The sequence below is a fragment of the Pseudomonas paraveronii genome, from assembly GCF_963681955.1.
Lineage (GTDB): Bacteria > Pseudomonadota > Gammaproteobacteria > Pseudomonadales > Pseudomonadaceae > Aquipseudomonas > Aquipseudomonas paraveronii.
This window is the reverse complement of record NZ_OY817130.1, coordinates 4,175,629-4,188,124: the sequence shown is the minus strand read 5'-3', so window position 1 is coordinate 4,188,124 and position 12,496 is coordinate 4,175,629. Positions and strand designations below refer to the sequence as shown.

The 12,496-nt window shown below is 56.5% G+C and carries 10 protein-coding genes; 6 read left to right on the top strand and 4 right to left on the bottom strand.

Going from position 1 to position 12,496, the window contains the following annotated elements; translation table 11 throughout:
* Window positions 1-148 precede the first annotated feature (148 nt).
* Window positions 149-1,645, bottom strand: a complete 1,497-nt coding sequence (locus U5A08_RS19165; protein ID WP_253397270.1) for a tyrosine-type recombinase/integrase — start codon at window positions 1,643-1,645, stop codon at window positions 149-151.
* 926 nt (window positions 1,646-2,571) lie between these two features.
* Here U5A08_RS19165 and U5A08_RS19160 point away from each other — a divergent pair.
* From U5A08_RS19160 to U5A08_RS19145, 4 genes are all read left to right on the top strand, one after another.
* On the top strand, window positions 2,572-3,804 hold the full coding sequence (locus U5A08_RS19160; protein WP_321848048.1) for an MFS transporter: 1,233 nt from the start codon (window positions 2,572-2,574) through the stop codon (window positions 3,802-3,804).
* Between the two features lie 13 nt (window positions 3,805-3,817).
* On the top strand, window positions 3,818-4,735 hold the full coding sequence (locus tag U5A08_RS19155; RefSeq protein WP_321848045.1) for a LysR family transcriptional regulator: 918 nt from the start codon (window positions 3,818-3,820) through the stop codon (window positions 4,733-4,735).
* An 85-nt stretch (window positions 4,736-4,820) separates the two neighbouring features.
* Window positions 4,821-5,465 (top strand): DsbA family protein, encoded by a 645-nt coding sequence (locus U5A08_RS19150; protein ID WP_321848044.1) that lies wholly within the window; start codon window positions 4,821-4,823, stop codon window positions 5,463-5,465.
* A gap of 67 nt (window positions 5,466-5,532) precedes the next feature.
* A complete protein-coding gene (locus U5A08_RS19145) occupies window positions 5,533-6,246 on the top strand; it encodes a TetR/AcrR family transcriptional regulator (RefSeq protein WP_321848042.1) in 714 nt (237 codons plus the stop codon).
* A 319-nt stretch (window positions 6,247-6,565) separates the two neighbouring features.
* On the opposite strand, the gene U5A08_RS19140 is transcribed toward U5A08_RS19145, so the two are convergent.
* Genes U5A08_RS19140 through U5A08_RS19130 form a run of 3 tightly spaced genes read right to left on the bottom strand, consistent with a single transcriptional unit; the run spans window position 6,566 to window position 10,553 of the window.
* A complete protein-coding gene (locus tag U5A08_RS19140) occupies window positions 6,566-8,821 on the bottom strand; it encodes a xanthine dehydrogenase family protein molybdopterin-binding subunit (protein ID WP_321848040.1) in 2,256 nt (751 codons plus the stop codon).
* A complete protein-coding gene (locus U5A08_RS19135) occupies window positions 8,818-9,282 on the bottom strand; it encodes a (2Fe-2S)-binding protein (protein WP_307513377.1) in 465 nt (154 codons plus the stop codon). Before U5A08_RS19135 ends, U5A08_RS19140 begins: the two co-directional genes overlap by 4 nt.
* Complete coding sequence (locus U5A08_RS19130) at window positions 9,279-10,553, bottom strand: c-type cytochrome (protein ID WP_321848035.1); 1,275 nt, start codon at window positions 10,551-10,553, stop codon at window positions 9,279-9,281. The genes U5A08_RS19135 and U5A08_RS19130 overlap by 4 nt, the downstream gene beginning before the upstream one ends.
* Window positions 10,554-10,796: 243 nt before the next feature.
* Between U5A08_RS19130 and U5A08_RS19125 the strand changes: the two genes are divergently transcribed.
* Window positions 10,797-11,714, top strand: a complete 918-nt coding sequence (locus U5A08_RS19125; protein WP_253397255.1) for a LysR family transcriptional regulator — start codon at window positions 10,797-10,799, stop codon at window positions 11,712-11,714.
* A gap of 84 nt (window positions 11,715-11,798) precedes the next feature.
* Window positions 11,799-12,470: a DsbA family oxidoreductase gene (locus U5A08_RS19120; protein ID WP_321848033.1), complete on the top strand. Its 672-nt coding sequence runs from the start codon at window positions 11,799-11,801 to the stop codon at window positions 12,468-12,470.
* The last annotated feature ends 26 nt before the right edge of the window (window positions 12,471-12,496 follow it).

The window sequence follows — 12,496 nt, the reverse complement described above, 5'->3', positions numbered from 1 at the left end:
TCACGCAACGTTTTTGTGGACCTAGGGCATCGTCCTGTTGCCAGGGCTCAAGATCCGTCAGTCTCTCTGCATACTGCCTGTCAACCTTGGCTGTGTGATTCATAGCTCACCCCGTGGGGAAAAATAAGAGCTTACGGTCGACGGACGACTATTGCCGTTCAGATGTTGATTCATTAGGGTTCAATTTTCCGGTGGTCGAGGCAGACGTCGTCATGGGCGCTTTGTGCCCATTTGAATTGCCTCTACCTAGTCCCTCCAGACCGTCCTGGCCGATCATGATGTCGGTGAGCTTCTCGCCCAGCAGGTTCCAAGCTTCTTTTTTCTCTTCGGCATAATCATGGTGTAAGTAGTGACGGCGGACCCGGGAACCTGCCAGCACGTGGTTCTGGCACCGGTCTATCACGTCAAGGCTTATGCCCGAGGCTTGCATCATGGTTGCACCCGTTCGTCTCAAGTCATGGGGTGTCCATTCCCCATTGGCACCACCGGACAGCACCAGGGTGTCATCATGTCGGCGACGTGAAAGCGGCTTGCGATTTTTGAAGCGTGATTGGCGGTCTCCCACCTGTTTGCTGACGACCTTGAGATCGACATGACCATCATGATGTTTTGCGGGAAAGCACCATTGAGAGTTTCCTGTGAGCAGCCGAAGCTTGCTGAAATAGTGGATCGCAAACGCAGATAGGAAAACGTGGTGGTCCTGCTTTTTTCCCCGGCTACCTTTGACGTTTGCCACGGGAATAAACCAGACACCATTTTCCAAATCAACGTTTTTCCATTCGGCCTGAAGCAGTTCACCAATCCGGCATAACGTTCCCAAACAGATCCAAAGCGCAAGTTGCGACTCTGGCTTAAGTGGGCGAATCCCATCGTACTTTTCGCCGGCAGGTAGTGCTGCATAGTCCGCAGTCATTTTTTGAAAGCGTTGGTATAATTCTTGAAGTTCGATAGAGGAGAGGATCCGAGTTCGCTCCTCCTGGTAGTCACTGGGTACAAGCTTGTTGATTTCGACCAAGTCTGCTGGGTTTCCGTCAATCAGCAGTGTTCGCCATGGCTGGCGTTTCTGAGCCCATCCAAGCATCTGAACGATATCCGAAAAAAGACTGATGGCCTGACGAGTAGCGCCGCGAGCCATTACGGATCGCACCAGGTTCCGCAGGTCATGCTCACTAATTGAGCTGATGACTTTTGAGCCAAGGGCGGGGTAAAGATCCTTCGCAAATTTTCTCCGTAGCTCGGCATTACCATCCTTGCGCGCCACACCATCGCGAAGCCATTCTCCCGCGAGGTCTAGTAGCGTTAGCTCCTTAGACTTTTGCCGATCGGCCTCTGCGAGTTGTGCAGCCAGTTCCGCTTTTTGTCTAACCTTCCCTGCGCGCTTGTTCTCGTTTGGATTGATCCCTTTGGCTACAAGGTCTCGTGCTTCGTTGCGCTCCTTGCGGATTTCGGTCAACGACTTATTTGGCCAGGTACCGCACGAGAAGCGGGTGTAAATCCCTTCCCAGCGAAACTGGAAATAAAAGGGGATGGCGATACCTTTTTTGCGGAGTGAGACTCTGCCCGCGAGGCTGCCTTCGTCGCGTATGATGATTCCGACATCCTGCTCGGTCAGTGCTTCCAATTCCTTGGCAGTGAGCTTGGCCATAATCAACCTCCTGATAAGTTTACTCCCACATTTACTCCCACTGATTCGTCAGCTAAAGGTAGATCAGGATAGAGGTCGTTGGAAGAATGAAGCGCTGAAAAGCCTTTTCTACTGGGCTTGAGGATTCTATAGGAGAGTGGCGCGAGCCAAGGATGTCTAATGCTTAACTGAATGGGGTGCTAGGGGTCGAGTGTTCGAATCACTCCGTCCCGACCATATTATTCAATGAGTTAGGCCAATGTTCACAGCATTGGCCTTTTTCGTGTGCGTGACTTTTGCGTGACTCCTCTATTTTTCACGCCTGCTTCCCGCTCCAAAAGGGGTCTGCCGGGAAAACCAAAGGTCATTCGCCTCTTGCCGGTGTGGCCGCATTTTGAGCAGTCGCTTGCTTCATACGAGCAACGGTATTCAGCGCCGCAATCACACGAACATCCACTGCACTCGAGCGTGCATGTCTGGATCTGCTTGTCTTGGCCATTCCGCTTGATCAGGTAATTGGTGCGTCGTTCCAGCCGAAAGCCGGTTAGTTTCTCGGCCACCGTGTAAGTAGCCGGATCCCATCGGAAGTTGTATTTGGCCTTTGGATCATCGGCGATTCAGTTTACTGGGCGCGTGGCGATTCCTCGCCCGTCGTTCACCAGTCGGCTGATAGGTGAGTTGTGGTCATCAGATGAGCGGGGCCAGGCAAGTCAAAAGTTATGAGGCGGAGGGGCCGACAATGAGGCGTCTCGATCAATTCCTCGTCCTCGAATCAAGCGGGGGCGCTCACCGAGCCTGGGTATCTCTTGCGCAAGACGCAACACGACATTGCGTCTTGGCCATATTCTCTCAAGGTGCGCTGCCGCCTATGTTGTTGGCCTGGAAAACATGAATGCGAGTGACCTTTTCTGAAGCGTCACCGCGGTCGAACCTCAGGAGTCTATGGCATGGGCGTTTCTACAAGAGATACAGCAGCGACGATACAAAAAGCGTCAATGACAAAGGGGCTCGTGCTTCTATTTGCTTTTTGTTGCGGTGCCATTGTGGCCAACATCTATTACGCACAACCGATTATTAGCTTGATCGCCCCGGATATCGGCATGTCGAGTGGAAGCGCGAGTTTCATCGTTTCGCTGACTCAGATTGGTTATGCGCTCGGATTGTTTTTCCTGGTGCCCTTGGCGGATCTGGTAGAAAACCGTCGGCTGATGATTGCGACAATTGTGATTACGATCTTCAGCCTGGTAGCCGCCGGTTTGTCCAAGCAGCCGAGTGTATTTCTAGTGGTGTCGGCACTCATCGGTTTCAGCTCAGTCTCCGTGCAGATGCTTATCCCGTTGGCGGCACATCTGGCACCGGAAGACTCTCGCGGTCGGGTGGTTGGCGGGATTATGGGGGGCTTGCTGCTAGGGATTCTGCTGGCGCGGCCGCTGTCGAGTCTGGTTGCCGATCATTTGGGCTGGCGGGCAGTGTTTATCGGGGCCGCCGCCTTGATGCTCGTTATCTCCATCGTGATTGGCATGACCATGCCTAAATGGCAACCGACCCATCGCGCGTCGTACGGTCAATTGCTCATGTCCCTGGGACAACTGTTTTGTCGCGAGCCCGTGCTGCGTCAGCGTGCGCTCTATCAAGGGCTGATGTTTGCGGCGTTCAGTTTGTTCTGGACCGCTGTGCCGTTGATATTGAGTCGTGAGTTCGGCCTCACGCAAAGTCAGATTGCGATTTTCTCTCTGGTCGGCGCCGTCGGTGCAATTGCCGCACCTATCAGTGGTCGACTCGCTGATGCAGGACATACTCGACGAGCGTCGCAGTTGGCCATGGTGCTCGGCGTATTGAGTTTCCTGCCGGCCTTCATCAATCCCCTTTACGGTGTGATTGGATTAGCGGTCACCGGTGTAGCGCTGGATTTTGCAGTGCAAATGAACATGGTGCTGGGTCAGCGAGCCGTCTACGCCTTGGGCACTGCTAACAGAGGCCGTCTGAATGCGTTGTACATGATCAGTATCTTTATTGGTGGTGCAATCGGTTCTTCGGTCGCCAGTTCGCTTTATGAACATGTCGGCTGGTTGGCGATTGCTGCGGTGGGAAGCGGATTGTCACTGGTGGCTTTGGTCGTCTTCTCGGTGGTTTCTCGTCGGACCCGAACTGGCGAAATGCTCAAGATGAACAACGGGTGAGACAAGGAGTGTCATGGACAAGCTGCTCGCATTGAAGATGTTCGTCCAGGCTGTGGATTCGAAGGGTTTTTCTTCTGCCGCTCGACAGTTAGGCCTGGCGACGTCTTCTGTGACTCGGATGATCGATGGGCTTGAGGCGGAACTAGGTGCTGTCCTGCTTAATCGATCCACGCGTCAAATCTCATTATCAGATGCCGGGGCTGCCTACTACTTGAAAGCGCGGGAGGTGCTGAATGCTGTCGCCGAGGCGGATGCCGCGGTCACTGACCGCGGGGAACTCCCTGCGGGTCATCTTCGTATTTCCGTGCCTGTAGCGCTGGGGCGTCGTCTGATTGCGCCGCATATTGCCTCGCTGTTGAAGCGATACCCTCAATTTGTGTTGGACATGACGCTCTCCGACGACATCGTTGAATTACTGGGAGCGCGCGTCGATCTGGCGATCCGATTGGGATCGGCAGCAGCCATGGATGGTGTCGTCAGTCGTCCCGTCGGTCATTTCAGACGCCGGGTGGTGGCCAGTGCCGATTACCTGAATGCACATGGTTTTCCTGAACATCCCATGGACCTCATGCAGCACGAGTGTCTGCGTTTTAGTTACGGCCCAAAGCAGCAGGTGTGGACTTTCTTAAAGGAAGGTGAGGAGACTCGGATACCGATTGAGGGGCGCTTCAAAAGCAACAATGCGGAAGTTTTACGTGAGGTTGCGCTGGCGGGTGGCGGGGTGGCTCTGTTACCTGACTGGCTCGTCAACGACGATATTGGCAGCGGTGATTTGACTTCATTATTCGAGCCGTTTGTTATCAATCCGAACGACGCCAGTTCGGCCATTTCTGCGTTGTATCTTCCCAATCATCGTGGCTCCAAACGCGTCAATGCGTTTATCGATTTCATCAGCGAATTGCTCGGGCCTGAAGGCTTGGCCGAGCGCTGATCGCCTCATTGCTGTTTTCGAACGTTTGATCCACGACGTAACGAAGCCTTTTCGCCGTGTGGCACGGCAGATCCCGGAGATTTGAATGAGCATTGCGACATTGCATTACGTCTACGACCCGTTCTGTGGCTGGTGCTATGGGGCGGCGCCGATGATCACGGCGGCTACCGCTATTCCTGGCCTGGAAATTCAGGCCCATGGCGTGGGCATGCTCTCGGGGGACAAAAGCAAGTTGATGTCGGGTGAGTGGCGCGATTTTGTTCGTCCTCACGAAGCCCGGATTACCGCATTCAGCAAACAAACCTTCGCAGACGCCTATGTTCAAGGCGTACTGGAACATGAAAATGTCCAGTTGGACTCTTCACCACCGATTGCAGCGATGTTGACCGCTCAACAGCTGTCCGGACGTGGCATCGAAATGCTCAAACGCCTGCAAATTGCCTACTACCAAGAAGGTCAGGCCATTGCTGACCGACGGGTAATCGCCGGCATTGCCAATGAGTTGGGGTTTGAACCCGAATCGTTTATGGCAACTTTTGATTTGATCACTGCAGACTCATTGCAGGACCACATCGACCGCAGCAACGAGATGCTTGAAACTCTGAATGCGCGCGGCTTTCCGGCATTTGCGCTGGAGATCGACGGCCAAATGGAAGTGTTGGCCATGGGGCATTATTTAAGCCGACCTGCGTTGTTCAAGAAGGATATTGAAAGTCGTCTGGCCAAATAGGTATGGTTCATAGTCAGTGCATTCTTTTGTTTTGTATGATGCCTTAATGAAGCTCCAGCGAGGCGTTATGCAAGACTCAAAAGATAGAGACGAGAACGAGTCGGGAAAGTCAGCGAAACCAGCAGACCCCGTCAAATCGACGACTCGACGCCTTTCGCCTGAGGTCAGGGAAAAGCAAATCGTGCAGAAAGCTATCGAGCATTTTGCGACGTGCGGATTCTCGGGCAGTACCCGTGAGCTGGCGCGACAACTGGATATTACCCAACCGTTACTCTATCGATATTTCCCCAGCAAAGAGGCACTGATAGACCGCGTGTACGACGAGGTCTATCAGTGGGATTCCTCGTGGGAGGCGATGATCAAGGATCGCTCCGAACCCCTTCAGTCTCGCCTGGTTCATTTCTACACCTCATACGCTCGTGTGATTCTGCGGCGAGAGTGGATTCGTATCTTCGTATTCGCCGGGCTGACACGTGAAGGTATCAATGATCGGTATCTGGCTAAATTGCGTGAGCGGGTCTTCATCCCTGTCATTGCAGAAATCCGCCAGACTCATGGATTGGCGCCATCCTCAGGTGACACGATCAATGAAAAAGAGCTCGAGCTGATCTGGAGTCTGCATGCCAGCATTTTCTATATCGGTGTTCGCAAATGGATTTACGATCTTCCAGTGACTGAGGACATAGATGCGCTGATCGAGCAAATGGTCGATGCGTTCCTTAACGGCAGTCCCCACGTATTGCAGCAAGTCGATAACGATTTGGGTAAGAAGCTCGCTTGAATTGATCGGTTTCGATTTCCTGTTTGTTTTTTTTCCTGCTTTTTTGTCGACCACTCATCACCTGTTTCAGCCTTCAACTGAGCGGGGCAAGTGATCCTTCACCGCCTTTTTTATTCCGGCACGCTGATAGTCCGTTGAATCGACGCAGCAATTGAATCAGTTGTTCCAGATACTCATCGTTCCAGTTGTCGATACGTTGCCGAAAAATGTCGCCCTTGTGAGCGGTGGTCTGGCGGATTCTGATCCGGCCTAGATGGCTCAAATTCAAAAGGGTGCCTCGACTATCCGAAGGATCCGGTTGCGCCTGCACCCGGATCAATCATGACCCCAGTACATCCTGCCAGCCTCGTCGTGCCAGGGGCAGATCGAGCAAGCGCTTGCCGGTGGCATCGTTGATGGCATTGCCCAGTGCTGCTGCCATGGGGCCTTGGACGATTTCCGCAGCTCCGAGAAATGGCTGATCCGGCTGATCAATCATGTGGACCTCGACCTGTTGCGGCAAATCCGGAAAACGCATGATCGGATAGCCGCTCCAGTCGAAGCTGTGTATGCCGCTGGTGTCGTAGAGGATTCGTTCATAGAGCGTCCAACTGGCGGACTGCACGATGCCGCCCTGGATCTGATTGAGCAGCCCGTCGGGGCTGACAATTTGTCCCACGTCGACGGCGGCGACAACGCGATCAATCGACACCTGCCCGGTCTGGCGCTGCACATGCAACTGCACGGCAATCGCGCAGTAACCCATGATGTTTTTATAGCGGGCGAAGGCGAAGCCGATTCCGCTGCCGGGTCCCGTTGCTTTTTGCGGCCAGCGGAACTCTGCGACCACGCGCTCCACCACCGCCCGTGCTCGCGGATCGCTCAAGTGATTCAGGCGAAATTGCACCGGGTCCACGGCGGCCCGAGCCGCCAGTTCATCGACGGTGCTCTCGATGGTGAAGATGTTGATGTGGGCACCCAGCGAACGCATGGCCGAGGTCCTGAATGGCATGGTCAGCACAAAGTTCATGTCGACCTTCAGGTTGGGTATCTCATACAACGGAACGGCATTACGGTCGCCGTCACCTTCGGGCTGAGCGATCGGCACTGAAGGTGCCGGGGTGAAGGGATTGGCCAATAGCCACGCCGGCAACAGGCGCCCGGCATTGACGATACGTTCGTTGTGCGGCGTACTCCAGAGTTCGTATTTCCAGTCGCGAATGCGCCCGCTGTCGTCCAGTCCTGCTTCCACTTCGGCAAGCATGGCCGAGCTGTAGGGCTCCCAGAGATTTTCCTGTTCGCGCATCCATTGCACCCGAATCGGCTTGCCGGGAATGGCCATGGCAATCAGCGCGGCGTCGGCGGCGGCGTCATCGGCGCCGTTGTGGCCATAGCAACCGGAACCTTCAGCGTGGATGCAACGCACCTGAGCCACCGGCAGGCCGACCATCTCGGCGATGCCCATGCGCAGAGGGTAGACACCTTGGGTATGGGTCCAGACGGTCAGTGTTCCATCCTTGAACCAGGCCACTGCGCAGGATGGCCCGATGGAGCCGTGCATCAGGTATTGCTTGGTCACCCGGGCCTTGTAAGCACGCGGCAGCGGTTGCGGGAGGTCACCCTTGGCACCCACCGGGTAGTGCCGCGCCGGCAATTCGGTGAGGAGTTGATGGATGTGTGTCGAGTCAGGTAGCGGGTTACCTTCTGTCCAGCGGGCCGTGGCGTAGCCTTCGCGCATCGCTTTGATCGCCAGCCATTCATCGGTGGCGACCACGGCGAGGTAGCTGCCGTTGCGGATCAGTTTCACCTCGCCGGGAAGTTGCCTGAGGGCGGCCTCGTCAATGTCCAGAAGCTGACTGCCGCGCCGGGGTGGGCGTATCACACGGGCATGCAGCATATCGGGCAGGCGCATGTCCTGCACATAGGCCGCACCGCCGCTGACTTTGGCCGGGATGTCCAGCCGAGGCAACGATTTACCGATCAGAGTGAAACTGCTGGCTGGCTTGAAGGGCGAGTTGGCCGATGCAAAGCGATGCAGTTGAACGCCTACCACGGCTTGTGCGTAGGTCATGCTGCGGTGTTGTGCATCGTAGATCACCGCATCCCGCGTGGTCAGGCTGTCGATGGGGCGTTGCCATTGCCGCGCGGCGGACTCGAGTAACAACTGACGCACCTGAGCCGCGGCGTTGAACAGCGCGGTGCCGCTGTCGACGATCGTATGGCTCCCGGCGGTATAACCTTCATTGGGTGTCAGTGCGGTGTCGGCAGTGAGAAAACGGATGAGCCCAGGTGGCACTTCCAGGCGTTCGGCGGCGATCTGCAGGAGCGCAGTTTTAACGCCAGTGCCCAGCTCCACTTTGCCGGTGTAGACGGTGATGCCATCTTTCGCATCAATGCGGATCCAGGCGTCAAGATAGGGCGTGGCCCGCAGGCTGCCGGGCAGATCAGGCGCCAGGATTGTCGTACCCAAGGTGTCCACCTCGGTGTCAGCGAAGGCGCGGGGGATACCTGGAAGCATCGCGAACCCCATCACCAATGCCCCGTTTATCACGAAGGCGCGGCGGCTCAGATTGACGTTTTGCGTGGCGCTTTTCATACCTTGCCTCCCTGTGCGACGACCGACTTGATCGCGGCGAAGATCCGCACATGCGTGCCGCAGCGGCACAAGTTGGGTGCCATGTGGCGGCGGATCGTTTCATCGTCTGGATGAGGGTTGGCCTCCAGCAGCGCCTGTGCCCGTACGATCATTCCCGCGATGCAATAACCACACTGGGCGGCCTGTTCATCGATAAAGGCTTTCTGCAACGCCCCCGGTTGGTCGGCACTGCCCAGGCTCTCCACGGTACGCACCGATTTGCCCGCCAGCGCGCCGCAGGGTGTCAGGCAGGAAAACACCGGTTTGTCGTTCACTAACACAGTGCAGGCGCCGCACTGACCCAGGCCGCAGCCGTATTTGGCGCCATTGAGCCCCACCTGGTTGCGCAAGGCATACAGCAGGGGCATGTCGTCCGCGATGTCCAGTTCGTGAGTCTTGCCGTTGATGTCGAGTGTGATCACGGTTGCTGCTCCTGAGCCCGAATGCTTTTGATTGTCTTGTCGAGATCCGTCCAGGGTCGGTTTGCACAGCTTTCATTGCGCAAGTACTCGGCAAGTGCAGCCACATGGGTGTCGTCCAGGCTATGGGCGAAGGCAGGCATGTAGTGGCTGGAAGCAGCGCCGGACATCGGGATGCCCTGTAGGAGGGTCTGGATCAAATTACGTGGCGAGTCCGCCATCACCGCCGAGGTGTTCGTCAGTGCCGGCCGCGATTCAATGACGCGCATCGGTGCTGCGCTGCCGTGGCAGCTCGCGCAGGCCCCGTCGAACAATGCGGCGCCTAGAAGTGCCCTGGCGCTGGGCTTGACCCCGGAGGTGCAGGGCGGCGATGGGGCGTCCGATGAGGTTTTCTTGAGGTCAAGAATGTACTGCGCGATGGCATGGGCGTCTTCCGTCGGCAATTGCGCGATACTCAGGCTGACCGGCAACATCGGGCCCGCCGCTGCGCCGTGTCCTTCGGCGACCTCGCCCGTCAGATAGGCGACCAACTGGGCTTCATTCCAGGGGTGTTGCGCCTCGGTCATTCCGCGCAGGGCAGGGGCTGTCCAGCCGTCGACGACGCCACCGTTGAACAGTTCGCTGCCTTTTTCCCCGCCAATCAGATTCAGGGGCGAATGGCAGGATGAACAGTGTCCCGCTCCCTCGACCAGATAGCGTCCGCGGTTCCATTGTGCTGACCGGTCGGGAAGTGGCTCCAGCGGATCCCCATGCAGGAACAGCAAGTTCCAGAAGGACACCAGCGGACGGAAGTTCATGGGGAAGACCATATGATTTTCCGGTGCGGTGTATTTGATCGGGTCCACGCTCATCAAGAAGGCATAGGCGTCGGCAATATCGGCATCGCTCATCTTCCGGTAATGCACGTAGGGGAACGCCGGATAGAGAAAATGGCCGTCACGCGCGATGCCTTCACGCATGGCTCGTTCAAAGGCGTCCAGCGACCACTTTCCGATACCGGATTCCGGGTCCGGGGTGATGTTGGTGGTGAAGAGGGTTCCGAAGGGCGTTACCAGCGGCAAACCGCCGGCCATGTAGGCGCCCCCTGGCCGCGTGTGGCAGACCGCACAGTCGCCCGCTTCGACGACGCGGCGGCCTCTGTCCAGCGTCTCGCGATCGGCATTCAGGGATTGGCTGACAGTGGCAATTTCCGGCCTCCACATCATCCAGAACGCAAACCCTAACCCCACGACGCTGATTGCCAGAACGGCACCGATGATCGTCTTGCGCTTCATCGCCTTACCTCTCAAGCTGAATTAACGACAGATTTTTCAATCCGCCGCGAGCGATTGGCGTACGGCGATTTTCCATGGAGTGAGCTTAGAGAGAGCGCTTGTGATGGAGTACCCCATCAATGCGCAACGCTACATTGCGCCAGGCGCAATGGCGGCAGAATTAACAACCGTTAACTCGCGCAGCGTGCGCCCATGCCCAAAGATAGGCCCTCAAGGATCGTATCGATGTCACCGAGGGGATTCATGGACAAGCTGCTCGCACTGAAAATGTTCATACAGTCGGTAGATTCCAAGGGCTTTTCGTCTGCCGCCAGGCACCTCAATCTGGCCACCTCTTCAGTGACCAGAATGATCGACAGGCTTGAGGATGACCTGGGTGTCGTGCTGCTGAATCGCTCTACCCGGCAAGTCACGTTGACCGATGCCGGTGGTGTGTACTACCTGAAAAGCCGGGATATTCTGAGCGCCATGGCTGACGCCGACGAGTCCGTCTCGGACCGCGGTGACGTGCCCGCGGGCCAGTTGCGTATCTCAGCGCCCGTGGCGTTGGGTCACCGTCTCATTGCCCCCCACATCGGTGCGCTTTTAGCGCGCTATCCATTGCTCGCACTGGATATGACGCTATCGGACGACATCGTCGATTTGCTCGGCGAACGCATCGATCTATCGATCCGGATGGGGTCGCCAGCGGCGATGGAAACGGTGGTCAGCCGCTGCATCGGCAGCTTTCGACGCCGAGTAGTCGCCAGCGCCGAGTACCTGAACGCTCGAGGATTTCCCGACCGGCCCATGGACCTCATGCAGCACGAGTGCATGTGTTTCAACTATGGCGCGCCGCAGCAGTTCTGGACATTTACAGAGCAGGGCCAAGAGATGCGCGTGCCCGTCGAAGGGCAATTCAAGAGCAACAATGCCGAGGTCCTGCGCGAAGTGGTACTGGCCGGGTGCGGGGTGGCGCTGTTACCCGATTGGTTGGTCAATGATGACATCGACGGTGGTCGACTCACGTCCTTGTTCGACGCTTTTGTCGTCAATCCGAACAGCGCCAGTTCGGCGATCTCAGCCCTGTACCTGCCCAATCACCGCGGCTCGAAACGTATCAACGCGCTCATTGAGTTCCTCACCGAATTACTCCAGTCGCAAAGCCAACCGAAGGCGTGATCGGCTCATCGTTGCGTTTTGCGAAAAGCAACGTTGTGCAGCAGATGGATTCTCTGACGGCGCTCCGGCACCTACCGTGGGGAGGTGAAACATTCAACCACGGAGACCGTCATGAGTTTGCACTCATCCAAAATTCAGGTGACTTACGATTTCATCTGCCCATGGTGCTGGATCGGTGAGGAAAATCTTGAACGCGCGCTGGCCGCTTCAGGTTTTTCAACGGACCGCCCCATCAGTTTTCTGCCTTATCAGTTGAACCCGGACATGCCTGTTCGAGGCATGGATCGCAAAGCCTATCGCTCTGGCAAGTTCGGCAGCTGGGCGCGTAGCCAGGCCATGGACGCACAGGTCACCCACGCCGGTAAGGCCGTCGGTCTTGAGTTCGATTATGAGCGAGTCGAAAAAACGCCCAACACCCTGGCCGCGCATCGGTTGGTATGGCGCGAGCAACAGGCGGGTCGAGACGCTTCTTTGCTGGTCAAGGCCATTTTCAAGGCGTACTTCGGCGAAGGGCGGGATATCGGCGACCTCATTGTGCTGGCCGACATTGCTGCCGAAACCGGGCTGGACCGAGAGGTCATTGTCGACTTTCTCAAGGCCGATGAGGGCACGGCTGAAGTCTTGAAGCTCGAAGCCCTAACCAAGGCGTCCGGTGTGCGCTCGGTGCCGAGTATTCAGATCGCAGATGACGTGATCAGTGGCGCCCAGCCCATCGAAATAATGATCCAGATACTGAAACGAAGCCAAGCCGCTTAAGGCGTTTGTTCAATCCCTATTCATTC